Origin of the sequence: Fibrobacter sp. (assembly GCF_045112255.1) — a bacterium.
Lineage (GTDB): Bacteria > Fibrobacterota > Fibrobacteria > Fibrobacterales > Fibrobacteraceae > Fibrobacter.
Map to the genome: position 1 here is coordinate 107,054 of NZ_JBGUHR010000086.1, position 18,179 is coordinate 125,232.

An 18,179-nucleotide genomic window follows, 5' to 3' on the forward strand; every position below is an offset into this window, starting at 1 on the left:
CTTTGATCCATTTCGCTGAGGGCGTTTCTCCCCAAAAACAAACCAAAACATTTAACAAAAAGAGGTTTTAAACATGAATTTCAAAAAACTTACCATAGCATCTATTGCTCTCCTCGCCCTCGCTTTCACGGCATGCTCTTCTTCCGAAGAAAAGCACGAACACGGCAAGCAGACTCTCACCAACGTGTCTTACGACCCGACGCGTGAACTCTACGCCAACTACAACAAGGTTTTCGCCAAGCATTGGAAAGAAAAGACCGGCAAGGACGTAGAAATTACGCAGTCTCATGGCGGTTCCGGCAAGCAGGCGCTTGAAGTGGCTAACGGCCTCGAAGCCGATGTTGTAACGCTCGCCTTGGAATACGACGTAAACGCAGTCCGCGATGCAGGTCTTATCGAAGATGGCTGGGTCAAGGAATTTCCGCTGAATAGCGCCCCGTACACCTCCACCATCGTATTCCTTGTCCGCAAGGGCAACCCGAAGGGTCTCAAGGACTGGGGCGATCTCGTGAAGCCAGGCATCGGCATCATTACACCGAACCCGAAAACTTCTGGTGGCGCGCGCTGGAATTACCTCGCCGCTTGGGCCTGGGCCGAAAAACAGTATAACGGAGACGAAGCCAAGACCAAGGATTTCGTGAAGAAACTTTACCAGAACGTTCTCGTGCTTGCCTCAGGCGCACGCGGCTCTACGACCACATTTATCGAAAATGGCCAGGGCGACGTTTTGCTTTCATGGGAAAACGAAGCTTTCCTTTCGCTTAAGGACTACCCGAACGATTACGAAATCGTCATCCCGAGCGTGAGCATTTTGGCAGAACCTTCTGTCGCCATTGTAGACAAGGTTGTGGATAAGCGCGGCACCCGCGAACTCGCCACTGAATACCTGAACTACCTCTATTCTGACGAAGGCCAGCACATCGCCGCCAAGAATCATTATCGTCCGTCTAACAAGTCCATCCTTGATCAATACAAGGAATTCGACCAGAACGTGAATTTGATTGACATCAGCTATTTTGGCGGTTGGGATAAGGCTCAAAACAAGCACTTCTCCAACGGCGGTATTTTCGACCAGATTTACGAAAAGAAATAATACATATCCAAACAACAAAAGCTCCATCCTCGCCCACAAACGGGCGAGGATTTTTCTAACAAAATTACTTTATCTATTATAAAAAATTCCGATAATCCCGCATAAAAATTAAGTATTGGACACAAGCTAAATCGCGTTCTATATTTGACCTCACATATGAAAAGAACAAACAGAAGTGTTATACCAGGTTTTGGCCTTACAACAGGCATCACGCTTGCCATCTTGAGCGTGGTCGTACTTATTCCGCTTGCATCGCTTGTGGTATTTTCGGCGCAGATGAGTCTTGACGAAATTATCGCAACAATTACACGCGATCGTGTACTTTCAAGTTTCAAGGTAAGCTTTGTGACAGCATTTGTCGCATCATTAATCAACGCCGTCATGGGCATTGTACTGGCGTGGGTTCTTGTGAAATACACATTCCCGTTTAAGCGCCTGATTGACGGCATGATAGAACTTCCGTTTGCGCTCCCGACAGCCGTGGCGGGCATCGCATTGACCGCACTTACCGCAGACACGGGGCTAATCGGCGGCTTTTTCGCCAAGTTCGGCGTGAAGATAGCCTTTACGCAAATCGGCATTACGGTCGCACTCGTCTTTATCGGCATCCCGTTTGTCGTTCGCGCCGTGCAGCCGGTTCTTGAAAAACTCGACCCCGCTTACGAAGAAGCAGCAGGCGTTCTCGGAGCATCACGCAGCCGCATTTTTTGGAAGATTATCTTCCCGGAAATCATTCCCGCCGCATTGACAGGTTTTGGTCTTGCATTCGGGCGTTGCCTCGGCGAATATGGAAGTGTCGTTTTTATCGCAGGCAACAAGCCTTTCGAAACAGAAATTGTACCGCTTATCATCATGTCTGAATTGCAGGAATACGATTATGCGAGCGCCACAACAATCGCACTTGTCATGCTCATTGCATCGTTCGTCACGCTTTTCCTCGTAAACTTGGTACAAACTAGAAATACAAAAATTTTGAAAGGAGGCGCTTGATGAACAAAGAGACGACATCATCTAAAATTATCAAGTGGTTCTTGATAAGCATCAGCATTATTTTTGTCGTGCTTATGCTCTTGCTCCCGCTAATCACGGTCATCACCGAAGCATTCAAGCAGGGCGCCGCCGTATACGCAAAAGCTGTAGCAGACGATTACACGGTCAAGGCAATTTGGCTCACGCTCGAAGCAACTCTGCTTGCAGTTCTTATCAACACAGTATTCGGACTGAGCGCCGCATGGTCCATTACAAAGTATCAGTTCAAGGGCAAAAAGATTCTCACAACGCTGATTGACTTGCCCGTGACGGTTTCGCCGATTATCGCAGGTCTCATTTTCTTACTCACGTTTGGCCGACAAAGCCCAATTTTTCCGCTATTGCAAGATTTGGACATCAAAATCGTTTTTGCAGTGCCGGGAATTGTACTCGCCACTATTTTCGTAACGTTCCCATTCATTTCGCGCGAGCTGATTCCCGTTCTAGAAGCACGAGGCAACGATGAAGAAGAGGCTGCAGCGCTGATGGGTGCAAAAGGCTGGACGATTTTCAGCAAGATTACATTTCCACACATCAAGTGGGCTTTCTTGTACGGCGTAGTCCTTTGTGCAGCACGTGCGATGGGCGAATTCGGAGCCGTCTCGGTCATCTCGGGACATTTACGCGGCAAGACAAACACACTCCCCTTGCACGTTGAAATCTTGTTTAACGAATTTCAGTACGTGCCTGCATTTGCGGTATCGTCAATATTAGTGATGTTAGCCATCATCATCTTGATTGCGAGAAGCGTTATTGAATACAACGGAAAGAAGAAAAATAAAGTTGAGCCATAGGAGACATTATGTACGTAGAATTGAAAAATATCAATAAGCATTTCGGAAATTTCAAGGCATCGGACAATGTTTCCTTTGGCATTGAAAAGGGCAAACTCATCGGACTTCTCGGCCCTAGCGGTTCTGGCAAGACAACAATCCTCCGCATGATCGCCGGGCTTGAATCGCCCGACAGTGGCGAAATCATCATCGACGGGAAAGTCATCAACAACGTCCCTGCAAGTAAGCGCGGCATTGGATTCGTTTTCCAGAGTTACGCCTTATTCCGCTACATGACCGTTTTCGAAAACATCGCATTTGGTCTCCGCGTTTTAAAGAAATCCGAAAAAGAAATCAAGGAACGCGTTGCAGAACTCGTGAAGCTCATTGGCCTTGAAGGTCTCGAGAACCGCTATCCGAGCCAGCTTTCGGGCGGCCAACGCCAGCGTGTCGCATTCGCCCGCGCACTCGCCCCTAACCCACAATTACTTTTACTTGACGAACCCTTCGCCGCCATCGATGCCAAAGTCCGCCAGGAACTCCGTCATTGGCTCAAGGAGATGATCGCAAAACTCGGTGTCACAAGCATCTTCGTCACCCACGACCAAGACGAAGCCATCGAAGTCGCCGACGAAATCATCATTACAAACAAAGGACGTATTGACCAAATCGGGAAACCGCTTGACGTCTACAACAAGCCCAAAACAGCCTTTGTCGCATCATTCTTCGGGCAACCTTCTATTTTCAGGGACTATAGCAAATTCCATAGCTTTGAAGAAATTGAAAACGTAGAACAGGCGATTGTACGACCCGAATTCGTCAAGGTCACCAAGAAAAGCGAAATTCAGCAATACAAAAATTCCGCCGAAGAAGGTGTAGTCACCGACATTGCATTCCGTGGCAGCGGCATCGAAGTCACTGTTCTTGTAAACGGCGAATCGCTCACAGCAAGGCGCGGCTTTGACGAAGCAAATGTCAGCATCGGCGAAAAGGTGGATGTATTCATTTACCGCATTTTTGCGACCGTTGGCGAGAACGCCTACCTGTTGCAAAACAAGTCCATCAGCGAACCAATTGTCGTGATTTAAAGGCCATTTCTATAGATTTTTCCTATTAAAAGCCATATAAAATTAGTATTTGACAATCACAAATTCGCGTTCTATATTTGCCTACGAAATTTATAGGATTATGTACGGAGAACCTAATGGATTTTAATACTACTTTATTGCATCATAATTTTGAAAGTGAACGAAGTACCGGCTCTACGCTTACCCCTATTTATCAAGTCAGTGCATTTTCGCAAGAATCCGCAGAAAAACTCGAAGCTGTTTTTAACAATAGGGCCCCGGGTTTTGCATATACACGCATTGGAAACCCTACGACAGATTCTTTCGAAAGGCGCATTGCATCTCTTGAAAAGGGCATTGGTGCCATAGCTTGTTCTTCGGGCATGGCTGCCGTGACGATGTCGCTTTTGAACATTTTGCAGTCCGGCGACGAAGTCATTGCAAGCACGGCGCTGTTTGGCGGCACGATTGACTTGTTCCATGATTTGGAAGCATTCGGCATCACCACGCGCTACGTCACAGAAGTCACCGCCGAGAGCGTCCGCTCGCAGCTGAGCGAAAAGACCAAGGCCGTTTTTACAGAACTTATCGGTAACCCGAAACTCAATGTCGTTGATCTTCAAAGCGTTGCAGATGTCGCACACGAAGCAGGCGTCCCGCTGATTGTCGATAGCACGACCGCAACACCTTACCTTGTCCATCCTTTTGACTTTGGCGCAGACATCGTTGTCCATTCCTCTTCCAAGTACATCAACGGAAACGGCAGCGCCATCAGCGGCATCATCGTCGATAGCGGCAAGTTCAAGTGGGATTACGCAAAATACAAGGGTTTGGAAGAATACAAGCGCTTTAGCAAGTTCGCCTACCTCGCAAAGCTCCGTAACGGCGTCTGGCGCAACATTGGCTGTTGTCTCGCACCCGCTACAGCATTCCTCAACTCGCTCGGTCTTGAAACTCTCGGACTCCGCATGGAACGCCTTTGCGACAACGCCTTGCAGCTCGCTGAATTTTTGCAGGGTTTCGAAGGCATCAAGGTCAACTACCCCGCATTGAAGGGCAATCCCTATTACGATCTCGTTCAAAAGCAGTTCAAAGGCAAGGGCGGCGCCATCATTTCCATTGACGCAGGCACCAAGGAAAAGGCTTTCAAGCTCATCAATAACTTGAAATACGCCACGATTGCCACGAACATTGGCGACTTGCGCACGCTCGTCATCCACCCGGATAGCACGATTTTCACGCACGCCACCAAGGAACAGAAGGAAAACGCCGGCGTATTCGAAGGATCTATCCGCATCAGCGTGGGCATCGAAGATATTGCCGACCTCAAGGAAGATTTTGAGCAAGCGATAAAGCAGATTTCGTAGAAGGTGCTAGCCAGATGGCGGATCAAGTCCGCCATGACGGGGTCTGAGGTGCAAAAAAAACAAAACAAACGATGCGTCATGACGATGTAACCGCCGAAGCAAAAAAATGACCATATAGAAAAATTCAATAACTCAGCATAAAAATTAAGTATTGGACAAAGTAAAAAACGCGTTCTATATTTAGCAACAAAATTAAAGTACGGAGATAAATAAATGTCAGAAGAATTCAAAGTAGACGATACCGTCGACGTCACCGACGTCAAGTGCCCCACTACATTTGTCAAGGCAAAAGTCGCCATCGAAGAACTTGATGAAGGCCAAATTCTCGCTGTGCGCCTGAATGACGGCGAACCGGTGCAGAATGTGCCGCGCAGCCTCAAGGAAGAAGGCCACGAAATCCTCAAGCTCAACGACAACCAGGACGGAACCTTTACACTGTTTGTCAAAAAAGTAGGCGATTAAGGAGATTCCCGCTCGGAGGCGGGAATGACAAAATCAAAAAATTTCAACCGAAAAGGAATTTCAAACATGTTTATTACTGTTGCAGGAAACAAGAAAGAAGTTAAAGACGGCCTCACCGTTGCAGAACTCATTGAACAAGAAAAGGTAGAAACGCCGCAGTACGTGACCGTTTCCCTGAACGACGAATTTGTCGAAAACGACAAGTTTGCAACGACCGCCCTCAAGGACGGCGACACCGTCGAATTCCTCTACTTCATGGGAGGTGGTCAGTAATGGCTTTTACTAACGAACAACTCGAACGCTATTCCCGCCACATCATCCTCAAGGAAGTGGGTGCAAAGGGCCAGAAGAAGCTCCTGAACGCCAAGGTGCTCGTCATTGGAGCAGGTGGCCTCGGCGCTCCTGTCGCCATGTACCTCGCAGCCGCTGGCGTTGGCACCATCGGCATTGCCGATGCAGACGTCGTTGACCTTTCCAATTTGCAGCGCCAGATTATCCACGCTACAAAGGATGTGGGCAAGCCCAAGGTGCAGTCCGCTAAGGAAACGATGGAAGCGATGAACCCGGATGTCAAGGTGATTACGTACCACACGTTCGTCACCAGCGAAAACATCATGGATCTCATCAAGGATTACGATTTTATCATTGATGGAACCGACAACTTCCCGGCAAAGTTCCTCATCAACGACGCTTGCGTCATGGCTAAAAAACCGTTCTCTCATGCGGGTATTATCCGCTTCCAGGGTCAGCTCATGACGTACGTTCCGGGCCAGGGACCATGCTACCGCTGCGTCTTCAAGGAACCCCCTCCGAAAGATGCCGTGCCGACCTGCAAGCAGGCAGGCGTGATTGGCGCTATGGGCGGTGTTATCGGTAGTTTGCAGGCTATGGAAGCCGTCAAGTACATTCTCGGTGTCGGCAATTTGCTCACGGGTTACTTGCTCACCTACAATGCGCTCACGATGGAATTCCGCAAGATCAAGCTCCCGACCCACACGAAGGATTGCGCAGTCTGCGGTGACCACCCGACGATTGACCACCTGATTGACTACGAACAGGCCGTCTGCGAAATGAAGCACTAGGCGAGTCGGAAGTAGGAAGTAGACAGTAGGAAGTGACACGAATGTGTCATCCTCGAAGCAAAGCGTAGGGGATCCATAATTTCTCGATTTACAATTGAAACGAGAACAAGCACTGGATTCCCTCCCTTCGGTCGAGAACAACTGTGTCAACAGATCCAAAAGAGGAATTTCAATGATTACATTACCAAAAGCTGAATATCAAAAGATCCTGGAGCATGCCCAGAAGAACCTCCCCGAAGAGGCTTGCGGGCTGATTGCCGGGAAAATCGAGGGGAACGACAAGCATATTGAAAAGGTTTACCTGCTCACGAATATTGACCATTCCAATGAGCACTTTTCGCTTGACCCCAAGGAACACTTGGCCGCCATCAAGGATATGCGCCAAAACGGCCTATCCCCACTTGGTAACTGGCATTCTCATCCCGAGTCCCCGTCGCGCCCTTCACAAGAAGACAAGCGCCTCGCTTTTGACAGCAAGGCAAGCTACTTGATTCTTTCGCTGATGGATCGTGAAAACCCGGTGCTCAATTCGTTCCACATTGAAGGCGACAACGCCACGAACGAAGGCTTGGTGATCGAGTAAAAGGTCTCCGTACAAACGGCGCCCCTGGGATCCTTCTGAAATTCCGATTCCGGGGGCGCTTTTTATAGGGGAAATTTTAATGATGGCCAAATATAGTAAAAACATTTCAGAACAAATGGCCTTAGCTGCCCAAAAAGCATATCCGAACGAATGCTGTGGCATTTTGGTGGGTAAAAAGTCCGAACAGAGCGAAATCGAAATCACCGAAATTCGCGAAGCCCCCAACCAGTTTCAAGGGCAAAAAGCCGCCCATTTCAAAATAGACCCACTATATCTTTACCACGTGGAGCAAGAAATTGAGCCGCGCGGCCTAGAGATTGTCGGCGTTTACCATTCGCACCCCGACTGCCCCGCCATCCTCTCCAAAGAGGATTACGAGTACATGGTACCCGGCCTCGAATACGTCATCATGTCCGTGCAAAACGGCGAAGTCGTGGACGTGAAGAGCTACAAGAAGGCGATGCCGGATCGGCGTTCGGCATGACATCGCGAAAAGAACGTCACTGGATCCTTCGACTCCACTACGTTTCGCTCAGGATGACATCCAATTTCCTACAACCTACTGTCTACTGCGGCGAAGTTCCCCGCGCAATCCACAATAGCAATAACCAAAGATAACTAAACGTCGTCAGCTATAGAAAAAATCAATAAGAGCGCATAAAAATTAAGTATTGGACAAATTACAATTTGCGTTCTATATTTCGGCATGAAAAAAATCCTACAAGTATTGTGGGAAAATTTGTACGGAACAACCACTTTTTAATGTACGGAGAAAAAAGTGAGAATATATATATCAGCAACTCTTAGGAATTTCTTCGGGAAAAACGCCCAGGTTAGCGTTCCCGAAAACACGGTCAGAAAGGCGCTCGCCAATTTAACAAGTACTTATCCAGAAGGAGAAAAAGTCCTTTTTGATGAAAACAACAAGCTCAGAAGTTTCATCAAGATCTACCTCAACGGCAAGAACTTGAACGTCGATACACTCTGGGACGCCACACTTGAAGACGATTCCGAAATCCTGCTCTTGCCCGCCATCGCAGGCGGCGCACCGGTCGAAGAATCGCAAAGCGCACCTGTCGAAAGTTTGATTTCTGACGAAAGACGCAAGGCGATCGCTTTTGAAGATAGCGAAATCGAACGCTTCGGCAAGCACCTGATGCTTAAAGACATCGGCGTCAAGGGCCAAAAGCGCATCAAGGCAGCAAAAGTCGTCGTCATTGGCGTTGGCGCACTCGGATCCCCAGTGATCCAGTATCTCGCCGCCGCAGGCGTTGGCACCATCAAAGCCATCGACTTTGACGAAGTCTCACTCGAAAACTTGCAAAGCCAGGTATTGCACGGTTCACGCGACGTCAAGCGTCCGAAAGTCGCCTCTGCAAAGGACAAAGTCAAAAACATCAACAAGAATATCGTCTTCGAAGCCGTCAAGGAACAGCTCGACGCATCGAACATCGAAGCCGAAATTGAAGGCTACGATCTCGTCATCGACTGCACGGACAACTACAAGGCTCGCTACCTGATCAACGATGCTTGCGCTCTGCATGGCATTCCGCTTGTGTTCGGCGCGATTTACCAGTTCGAAGGTCAAGTCGGCATTTTCAACCTGGATGGTGGTCCGTGCTTGCGTTGCCAATACCCGTCTCCTCCACCAGCAGGGCTCATCCCCTCTTGCGCAGAAGGTGGCGCCATCAGCCCGCTCCCGGGCATCATCGGCAGCATCCAGGCAAACGAAGCGCTCAAGCTCATCTTGGGCATCGGCGAACACCTGAACGGCAAAATTCTCCACGTGGATAGCTTGTACCTGACATCAAGAATTCTCAAAGTTCATCGCGATTGCCACTGCCCGATTTGCGGTAACAACCCGACAATCACGAACGTCGAAGACATCGACTACGAAGAACTTTGCGGATTGAAAACCACAAACGAAACTCCTGTGGAAGGATTCACCCCTGAAGAACTCGCCAAGCGCATTGAAAATGGCGACGATATGACCATCGTGGATGTCCGCGAACCGCACGAACGCGCGATTTTGCGCTTCCCGAACGCCATCGTGATTCCGATTGGACAGCTCGTCCGCAGGCAAAAGGAACTCGACCCGAACAAGGATACCATCTTCGTCTGCAAGCAGGGCAAGCGCAGCGAACTTGCCATCAACACCTTGCGCGAAGCGGGTTACACCGGCCCTCTGTACAACCTGAAGGGCGGCATCGACGCGATGAAGGACATCATGTTCTCGCACGAAGGCGCTTGGTTATAACGTTGGGCTTTGAATAGGGAAAAGCTATGTCAAAAAATTTTTTCGGCAACGTGAGATTCTCGTAACAACAAGATAAGCTTATTTTTTTCTAACTTTCTATACCTAACTACTAGGGAAATAGAGTTATTGGACTTAAACACAACAAACAATAAGAGGTAAACCATTATGGCAAATGAAGCAGAAAAGAACACGGGCATTAATGCCCTCGGCGCCAAGGCCGCTTACAACCTGGCGAACGTCACCAAGACCAAGCCGCAATTTGGCGCGCTCACTCCCAAGTGGCTCACCAAGTTCCTTGAATTCAAGGGTCTCGAAACCGGTCTTTTCCGCGTGAACAAGGTCGTCGAAGGCCAGACACCGCTCGACGTTCTCTGCAGCGCAACCAAGAAGTCTGACATTATCCCGGAAGGCTACGTTGAATACGAAACCGAACCGCGTGAATACAAGCTCAACTCCATCTCCACGATCATCAACGTCAACACCGCTATCGAAGACGTTTACAGTTCCCCGTATGATCAGGTTCAGGAACAGCTCGGTCTCGCTATCGAATCTCTCCGCGAACGCCAGGAAAGCCAGCTCATCAACAACGATGACTACGGTCTCTTGAAGAACATCGCTGACTCCCAGCGCATCCAGCCGCTCCGTGCCGACGGCCGCCCGACTCCGGACGATCTCGACGAACTCATCTCCAAGGTTTGGAAGGAACCGTCCTTCTTCCTCGCCCACCCGCGTGCTATCGCCGCTTTCGAACGCGAATGCACCCGCCGTGGCGTGCCGCCTGTCGTCGTTGACATCGCCGGTGGCAAGTTCCTCACCTGGCGCGGCATTCCTCTCGTCCCGACCGACAAGCTCCTTGTCGATGGCGTGAAGAATCCGAAGTCCCAGGGTGGCAAGACCAACATTCTCCTCGTCCGTACTGGCGAAGCCAAGCGCGGCGTTATCGGTCTCTTCCAGGCCGGTCTCAAGAACGAACACTCCCGTGGCCTCTCTGTGCGCTTCCGCGGTATCGACAACAAGGGCGTTGCATCCTACCTCTTGTCTCTGTACTGCTCTGCCGCAATTCTCGCAGACGACGCTATCGCCGTGTTAGAAGATGTCGAGGTTGGCGAATACTATGACTACGAATAATCCAGAAACCAGATCGCTGGAAGAACTCGCCGGAGTTCCCAATGCGGCTGAACTGGAGCAATTGGCTAACGCGTACTTTCCAGATTTGACGGACAGTGCCTACGCAGCAACCCCCGCCGCTCCCGAAGCGCAGAACGCTTCTGCAGCCCAGGGTGTGAGCGCCGCACAAGGTGCCGCTGCCATTAGCCAAACTCCAGCCTTCGACTGGGAACATCCCTTTGCGACCTATGGCGACCAGCCGACATCTTCGGCTCCGTTTGCCTACGGCGGAAGTTCTACAGACACCTGGCTCAATACAGTTGAAGCCCCTGCGGTTCCTGAATCGCAGTTTGCATCGCAGCTGAGCGACATCCCGACAGCCCCCGCACCGGCCCAGGGTTACTCCCCGAAGGTCGTGTCCAAGACGCAGGCCGCCCAAACTAGCCGCCAGATCGATGCACCGACTTCCCTCGGTGGCGATTCCGTGAAGACCGGTTCTGCAAACAGCGGTGCAAATTCTCGCAACGATTCCATCCGCATCGGTTCCAAGACACTCGCCCAGATTCGTTCTGACTTCCCGATTCTCTCGAAGCAGATCAACGGTCATCCGCTTGTCTGGCTCGATAACGGTGCAACGACGCAGCGTCCGCAGGTAGTCATTGACCGCCTCAAGTACTACTACGAAAACGAAAACTCGAACGTTCACCGTGGCGCACACACGCTCGCGGCCGCATCGACAGACGCATACGAAAATGCACGTAACATTGTTCGTGACTTTATCGGTGCTCCGTCCTCGCAGGAAGTTGTTTTCGTTCGCGGTACGACCGAAGCTATTAACTTGGTTGCAAACGCCTACGTGAAGCCGACGCTCCAGCCGGGTGACGAAATCATCGTCTCCATCCTGGAACATCACGCCAACATCGTTCCTTGGCAGCTCATTGCCGAAGAAACAGGCGCAATCATCAAGGTGATTCCGTGCGATTCTACCGGTCAGCTCAAGCTCCACGATTACGAAGCTTTGTTCACGAAGCGCACCAAGTTCGTTTCCGTGACGCATGTTTCGAACGTGCTTGGCACTGTGACCCCGATTGAAGAACTCATCGCCATCGCTCATAGACACGGCGTGAGAATCCTCATTGACGGCGCTCAGTCCATCGCTCACATTCCGGTGAACGTTGCAGCCCTCGACGCAGACTTCTTCGTATTCTCTGGACACAAGGTGTTTGCTCCGACCGGTATCGGTGTCGTGTATGGCAAGAAGGAATTGCTCGAAGCAGCAAGACCTTACCATGGCGGCGGCAACATGATTGCAGACGTCACTTTCGAACGCACGATTTACAACGGAATTCCAAACAAGTTCGAAGCAGGAACCGGAAGCATCGCCGACGCTGTTGGCCTCGGTGCAGCCCTCCAGTACCTCTCCGAAATCGGTATGCCGTGTGTATTCCGCTGGGAACATGAACTGTTGCAGTACGGCCTTAAGGAATTGAAGACTGTCAAGGGTCTCCACCTTGTTGGAACCGCACTCAACAAAGCTTCTGCGCTTGCCTTCAAGCTCGACGGTTACTCCGACGAAGAAGTGGGCAAGAGACTCGACGCTTACGGCGTTGCCGTTCGCACCGGGCATCACTGCGCTCAGCCGGTTCTCCGCCATTTCGGCTACGAAAGTACCGTGCGACCCACTCTCGCATTGTACAACTCACCGGATGACATCGACGCCCTCGTAAGAGCGTTGAAGACATTCGCGTAGGTTAGACAACAGGTGTTAGGTTTTAGATAAGACCTAACACCTTGTCATCCCCGGCTTGACCGGGGATCTCCTTATACTTTTTTTACTTAGAATCAAAGACCTTATGCACGAACTTATCCAAGAATCTGAAGTTGAAAAAGCCGTACAAATTATTTTCGAAGATTACAATCGCGGCAAGCATATCGACAATATCGATATTTACAATCGACCCGACCAGGCCGAAATCCAGACGATTTTGCAAAATCTGATTCGAGTTGTTTATCCGGGGCACTTCAGAGATCGTACGCATAAGATTTACAATCCCAAGAACAGCTTCGCAGTCATTATCGAAGACACGTTCTATCACCTTCATAAGCAGGTGTCAATCGCGCTGGATTACTGTAAACTCCGCGGCACCATGACCTCGGACGAGCGCAAAATCGAAAGCTATAGAATTTGTAAGGAATTCTTCGCCAAGATTCCGCAAATTCGCGAATTCCTGGAAACTGATTTACACGCCGCATTTGACGGCGACCCCGCTGCCGGCTGCCTCGACGAGATTATTCTTGCCTACCCCGGCCTCATGGCGACAACAATTTACCGCATCGCCCACGAACTTTACCTTTTGCACGTTCCGGTTCTCCCGAGACTCATGACCGAATACGCACACTCTAAAACGGGCATTGACATTCATCCGGGTGCAACCATTGGCAAATATTTCTTTATCGATCACGGCACAGGCATTGTGATTGGCGAAACAGCTGTCATCGGCAAGAACGTCAAGATTTACCAAGGCGTCACACTCGGCGCACTTTCAACTCGAGGCGGACAGAAACTCTCCGGCAAAAAGCGCCACCCGACAATTTTGGATAACGTCACTATTTACGCAGGAGCCTCCATTCTCGGCGGCGATACTGTTGTTGGCGAAAACGCGATTATCGGCGGTAACGCCTTCATTACAAGATCCATTGATGCCAACACTCGCGTAAGCCTCAAGAATCTTGAAATGGATTACGTTTCTACCACCAATAGCAAGCACAAGACCGAAGAACTCCAACAAAGCGACGAGTGGTACTATATTATTTAGCAGGAAGAAGACTATAGGATGAGTCACGCCCCGCCTCGACGGGGCGTCTCTTTTTTCTATCATTGTAAAAGAATAAGCAATCGTCCCTTGAACCGAACGTAAGGAACTAGTATGAGCGAAGATATTTTGTCGAAAATCGTGCGTATGCGTCGCGAAGACATTGAACGACTTGGATTGAATTTCGATATTGAAATTCCTGAAGTACGCCGCGTCGGTCATACAGAATTTCTCGGTAACGCAGGAGCCATTCTCGAAGTCAAACGAGCATCGCCATCTAAGGGAGACATTGCTCCGAATCTGAATCCGGTGGAACTCGCAACAACTTACGCCGAAGCACACGCTCAAGCGGTCTCTGTGCTAACCGAAATGAACTTTTTCAAAGGTTCACTCCGTGACCTGATTGCCGTGGCAGACTTGATGGAACGCCGCCGTCAGCAGGGTTTGCACACTTGCGCTGTTCTCCGCAAAGATTTCCTTTTATTCGAAGACGAAATTGACATAGCCTACCGCTGCGGTGCCGACGCCGTACTTTTGATTGCAAGAATTTTGGATGACGCTCAGCTCGTAAGGATGGCCGAGCGCGCTCAGAAATTTGGCATTCAGGCTTTCGTTGAAGTCCGCGAAGAAGACGATTTCCGCAAGCTCTCCGTCGTGACAGCCGCACTCGGTGACGCTGCCGCCAAGACGATTGTCGCAGGCGTCAATTCTCGCGATCTCGCCACATTCCACACGGACCCGCTGATACCCGCAAGCGTCCGCAGCAAGCTTCCTGCCAAAGCCGTTTTTGAATCGGGCATTCTGAGCGCCGCCGACGCGACATACGCCCGCAATCTCGGATTCACGGGAATTCTTGTCGGTGAAGCCGTTGCCAAGAATCCGCCGCTCGCAAAAGACGTGGTCAGCGCATTCGAAAGCGGCTGCGAAAACGCCCGCGGGCAGTTCTGGAAAAAATTCGCCGAGCGCAAATTTGCTCATAACGAGACTCGCGCAGCCTCATCGCAAAATGCGCACCGCCCGCTCGTAAAAATCTGCGGCATCACCCGTAAAGAAGACGGTCTCCTCGCCGCCGAACTCGGCGCCGACATGCTCGGATTCGTGTTCAGCACCACCAAGCGACTCACCACCGAAGAATTCGTAACGTCATTCTCGACCAAGCTCCGCGCAGTTCGCAAGGACGGATCTCCGCTTCTCGTAGGCGTGATTACCGACCCGAATTCTGTCGAAGGCAAAACCGCCATCAAGCTCACCCAAGAAGGCATCCTCGACGCAGTACAGTTCCACGGCGTTGACCCGCACAATTCCGACGCAGCCGCATCCTGCAACGCCCTTCCCTATTACTGCGCGGCCCGCGTAGGCGCCCCCGAAGATTTCGATTACGTCGCAGGTCTCCGCAAAAACGGCGAACCTCGCATCTTGCTGGACGCTAAGGTCGAAGGCATTCCCGGCGGAACCGGCAAGACTATCCCCGAATCGCTTCTCCGCGAAAAAGCAAGCGGCACCCCGCTCTGGCTCGCCGGCGGAGTCAATCCCGAAAATGTCGCCACAATCTGCGAAAAGTTCCACCCCGAACTCATCGACGTTTCTAGCGGCATCGAAGACGCCCCCGGCATCAAGAATCACGACAAGATGAAAGCTCTGTTTGCAGCAATCGCCGCAAAATAGCAATCAGGAAATCGCAATTAAGCATAAAGCCTATCCGCAGAGATAGGCTTTTTCATAATTTTTTTTATTTTCATCACTTTCGATCAAGGGACGCCTTGATTTCAAGAATTTCTGATTCTGGAAGCCCCGAAAACTCAACAACTTCAGCTAAGGGCTTGTTTTTCAACAGCATCTTCGTTGCCATTTCACGAGCCTTATCTTGAGCACCATCGAGAAAGCCCTCATACCTGAGGACAGCATCATCATAATCTTTCATCCATGAATTCGACATATATCTAGGACTAAAATTACTCAATTTCACTTCGTTTTGCAACACATTGAACACCGGGTCGCCCACAAACCTACTGAAATCGGCTTCGCGATTCAGCGCATCAATCGCGCGGAGCCACAGTGCTATGCGGCAATTGTCGCTTGCGAACTTCTCCGACAGCCTCAAGAACTTGCTCACCTCAACTAAAGTGACCGTTTGGCGGTCAAAATAAACCATATGCTCCTGATTGCGCAACTGAACCGTATGACGGTAATTCGGTGAATCCTTGAAAGTGTCGAAAAACTGAAAACTAATCACATGCAAGTTCTCCAATTGAGGAACAGCCCCTTTTGACACCATGTTATTCGTAAGGCGGGCAACGCAGAAAACCAAACGATCGCTGTACAAAGATTTGTGATTTTCATGCTGGATTTCAATCGAAATACGGTCACGCGGGATTTCACCCCCCCGCTCATTCGTCAGCAACAAGTCAGGTTCAATACTCCGACGCCCTAGTTCGCCCGGAACATATGGGTTCACGAGCTTCGGATTTTCAATACGGTCTGAACCGACAAGGTTCAACGCCGCATTAATCAGGTCCGTCGTCAGCATAAGATTTTTCTCGCTCGCTAGAATTTTCTTGATACAGGCGTCATTATAAAAGTAAACGTTCCGATTTTCATACTGCTTTATATAAGCATCTACGTCACCACCTTTATTCAGAACATTCTTGAGTCCATTAAGAAAAAGCGCATATTCTTCTCTTATCATTTTAAGTCCTTATATAATGGTAAGGAAGCATTTCCCCACCTATTACATTAACACGCTTTTTTAAAGAAATTATTCCACTATTTTTGCGTAAAATTTTTTTAAACCACAAGATAGGCTTTTTCTATACAGTCCCAAATTCATACTAAAAATTTACAAAAAAGTTATCGTAACCTATTGACAATCAACAACTTACATTATATATTGATATACGTAAAGGTGAAATCGGTAATCCACTCAGACCGCTTGCGGGAGGGGTTCCCGTAAAACGGAACGGATTCGCTGGTTTCATCAAGTGTTTGCTAAAATGGCTTCCGTGCGTTATCGGAAGCCTATTTTTTATAGCAATTTTTCCATATTCCCTTGCCAAATTTATATTGGCTTCCTAAATTTTATGACATGAAGATGAACGCAGTAATCCGTTTCAACCGTTGGTGGTGGGGCTCTACGAAATAGAGTCCGGTTTGCTGATTTCATCAAGTGTTTGTAAAAGGCTTTCGGGACTCTCCGGAAGCCGATTTTTTTTGGTTTCTGGATTGCGGCGAAAGCCAAAGCCTCGAATTTTAAACCTAAACCCAGAACCTACTATGATTACTTCTAATAACGGTTTCTTTGACAAGTTCGGCGGCAAGTACGTTGCCGAAATCATCCGCCGCCCGCTCGACGACCTCGAAGCGGCATTCAACAAGTACATCCACGATCCGGAATTCCTCGAAGAACTCCGCATCATCCAGCGCGACTACATTGGCCGCGAAACGCCGCTGTACTTTGCCCCGACGGCAACCAAGCTTCTGGGCGGTGCGCAGATTTACATCAAGCTCGAAGGTCTCGCCAACACGGGCGCCCACAAGATTAACAACGCTATCGGTCAGTGCCTTTTGGCCAAGAAGATGGGCAAGACACGCATCATCGCCGAAACGGGCGCCGGTCAGCACGGTCTCGCCACTGCAGCCGCTTGCGCTAAGCTCGGCCTCGAATGCGTCGTGTACATGGGCGAAGTCGATGTTCGTCGTCAGCAGCCGAACGTAGCAACGATGGAAATGTACGGTGCAAAGGTCGTGCCGGTCACGAGCGGTAGCCGCACGCTCAAGGATGCCGTGAACGAAGCCATGCGCGACTGGGCCACAAACTTCCAGAACACGCACTATGTGCTCGGTTCTGCACTCGGCCCTGCCCCGTTCCCGGATATCGTTCGTACATTCCAGTCCATCATCGGTGAAGAAGTCAAGCGCCAGGCCGCAGAACGCAACATCGACATCGCAGCCGTTGTCGCTTGCGTGGGTGGCGGTAGCAACTCCATCGGCGTGTTCACTCCGTTTATCGAAGACAAGAACGTACGCCTGATCGGAGCAGAAGCAGGCGGCATTGGCCCGAACGTCGGCGAAAACGCAGCCCGCATGACGGGTAACGCAAGCCGCGAAGGCATCGTGCAGGGTTACAAGAGCCGCTTCCTCATTGACGAAGACGGTCAATCCATGCCGACGCGCTCCATTTCGGCAGGTCTCGACTACATGGGCATTGGCCCGCAACTCGCCGCCCTCGGCGAATCCGGCCGCGTGGAATTCACGGCAATTCTCGACAAGGAAGCTTTGGAAGCCGTCAAGTTCTTTGCACGTAACGAAGGCATTTTGTTCGCACTCGAAAGCGCTCACGCCGGTGCCGCCGCCATGAAGATTGCAAAGGAACTCCCGAAGGACAAGGCGCTCGTCATCAACATGAGTGGTCGCGGTGACAAGGACATCTTTATCACAAGCCCGGTGTTCCGTCCCGAAAAGTGGAAGGAATTCCTCAAGGCAGAACTCAAGCGCCTTGACAACAACGAAGACATCCACGACGCCGAAATTATGACAAGGAAGTAATCAC

Annotated in this window: 17 protein-coding genes; 16 read left to right on the forward strand and 1 reads right to left on the reverse strand. The window is 50.2% G+C overall.

What is annotated here, in order from left to right; genetic code table 11:
* Positions 1 to 73 precede the first annotated feature (73 nt).
* From ACJMM9_RS11770 to ACJMM9_RS11840, 15 genes are all read left to right on the forward strand, one after another.
* Positions 74 to 1,093: a sulfate ABC transporter substrate-binding protein gene (locus ACJMM9_RS11770; RefSeq protein WP_405327132.1), complete on the forward strand. Its 1,020-nt coding sequence runs from the start codon at positions 74 to 76 to the stop codon at positions 1,091 to 1,093.
* Between the two features lie 156 nt (positions 1,094 to 1,249).
* On the forward strand, positions 1,250 to 2,083 hold the full coding sequence (gene cysT / locus ACJMM9_RS11775) for a sulfate ABC transporter permease subunit CysT (RefSeq protein ID WP_405327135.1): 834 nt from the start codon (positions 1,250 to 1,252) through the stop codon (positions 2,081 to 2,083).
* Positions 2,083 to 2,916: a sulfate ABC transporter permease subunit CysW gene (gene cysW, locus ACJMM9_RS11780; RefSeq protein WP_405327138.1), complete on the forward strand. Its 834-nt coding sequence runs from the start codon at positions 2,083 to 2,085 to the stop codon at positions 2,914 to 2,916. The genes cysT and cysW overlap by 1 nt, the downstream gene beginning before the upstream one ends.
* 8 nt (positions 2,917 to 2,924) lie before the next feature.
* Entirely contained in the window at positions 2,925 to 3,983 is a 1,059-nt protein-coding gene (locus tag ACJMM9_RS11785) for a sulfate/molybdate ABC transporter ATP-binding protein (protein WP_405327141.1), read from the forward strand.
* 116 nt (positions 3,984 to 4,099) lie between these two features.
* Positions 4,100 to 5,329, forward strand: a complete 1,230-nt coding sequence (locus ACJMM9_RS11790; RefSeq protein ID WP_405327144.1) for an O-acetylhomoserine aminocarboxypropyltransferase/cysteine synthase family protein — start codon at positions 4,100 to 4,102, stop codon at positions 5,327 to 5,329.
* A 213-nt stretch (positions 5,330 to 5,542) separates the two neighbouring features.
* Entirely contained in the window at positions 5,543 to 5,791 is a 249-nt protein-coding gene (locus tag ACJMM9_RS11795) for a sulfurtransferase TusA family protein (protein WP_405327147.1), read from the forward strand.
* Between the two features lie 66 nt (positions 5,792 to 5,857).
* Positions 5,858 to 6,064 (forward strand): sulfur carrier protein ThiS, encoded by a 207-nt coding sequence (thiS, locus tag ACJMM9_RS11800; protein WP_405327150.1) that lies wholly within the window; start codon positions 5,858 to 5,860, stop codon positions 6,062 to 6,064.
* Positions 6,064 to 6,873 (forward strand): thiazole biosynthesis adenylyltransferase ThiF, encoded by an 810-nt coding sequence (thiF, locus tag ACJMM9_RS11805; protein ID WP_072828214.1) that lies wholly within the window; start codon positions 6,064 to 6,066, stop codon positions 6,871 to 6,873. The genes thiS and thiF (ACJMM9_RS11805) overlap by 1 nt, the downstream gene beginning before the upstream one ends.
* Before the next feature lie 172 nt (positions 6,874 to 7,045).
* A complete protein-coding gene (locus tag ACJMM9_RS11810) occupies positions 7,046 to 7,456 on the forward strand; it encodes a M67 family metallopeptidase (RefSeq protein ID WP_405327154.1) in 411 nt (136 codons plus the stop codon).
* Between the two features lie 79 nt (positions 7,457 to 7,535).
* Positions 7,536 to 7,940, forward strand: coding sequence for a Mov34/MPN/PAD-1 family protein (locus tag ACJMM9_RS11815; RefSeq protein ID WP_405327157.1), 405 nt, complete (start codon positions 7,536 to 7,538; stop codon positions 7,938 to 7,940).
* A 294-nt stretch (positions 7,941 to 8,234) separates the two neighbouring features.
* The gene (gene thiF, locus ACJMM9_RS11820; RefSeq protein WP_405327160.1) at positions 8,235 to 9,713 is read left to right on the forward strand and encodes a thiazole biosynthesis adenylyltransferase ThiF; all 1,479 of its coding nucleotides are present in this window, start codon (positions 8,235 to 8,237) and stop codon (positions 9,711 to 9,713) included.
* 165 nt (positions 9,714 to 9,878) lie between these two features.
* Entirely contained in the window at positions 9,879 to 10,841 is a 963-nt protein-coding gene (locus tag ACJMM9_RS11825) for a family 2A encapsulin nanocompartment shell protein (protein ID WP_405327163.1), read from the forward strand.
* Positions 10,828 to 12,570, forward strand: a complete 1,743-nt coding sequence (locus ACJMM9_RS11830) for a SufS family cysteine desulfurase (RefSeq protein WP_405327166.1) — start codon at positions 10,828 to 10,830, stop codon at positions 12,568 to 12,570. Before ACJMM9_RS11825 ends, ACJMM9_RS11830 begins: the two co-directional genes overlap by 14 nt.
* Before the next feature lie 103 nt (positions 12,571 to 12,673).
* Entirely contained in the window at positions 12,674 to 13,636 is a 963-nt protein-coding gene (gene epsC, locus ACJMM9_RS11835) for a serine O-acetyltransferase EpsC (RefSeq protein WP_405327169.1), read from the forward strand.
* A gap of 111 nt (positions 13,637 to 13,747) precedes the next feature.
* Positions 13,748 to 15,298: a bifunctional indole-3-glycerol phosphate synthase/phosphoribosylanthranilate isomerase gene (locus ACJMM9_RS11840; RefSeq protein WP_405327172.1), complete on the forward strand. Its 1,551-nt coding sequence runs from the start codon at positions 13,748 to 13,750 to the stop codon at positions 15,296 to 15,298.
* 73 nt (positions 15,299 to 15,371) lie between these two features.
* On the opposite strand, the gene ACJMM9_RS11845 is transcribed toward ACJMM9_RS11840, so the two are convergent.
* The gene (locus ACJMM9_RS11845) at positions 15,372 to 16,319 is read right to left on the reverse strand and encodes a PD-(D/E)XK nuclease family transposase (protein WP_405327175.1); all 948 of its coding nucleotides are present in this window, start codon (positions 16,317 to 16,319) and stop codon (positions 15,372 to 15,374) included.
* A gap of 584 nt (positions 16,320 to 16,903) precedes the next feature.
* Here ACJMM9_RS11845 and trpB point away from each other — a divergent pair.
* The gene (gene trpB / locus ACJMM9_RS11850; protein WP_405327178.1) at positions 16,904 to 18,175 is read left to right on the forward strand and encodes a tryptophan synthase subunit beta; all 1,272 of its coding nucleotides are present in this window, start codon (positions 16,904 to 16,906) and stop codon (positions 18,173 to 18,175) included.
* The last annotated feature ends 4 nt before the right edge of the window (positions 18,176 to 18,179 follow it).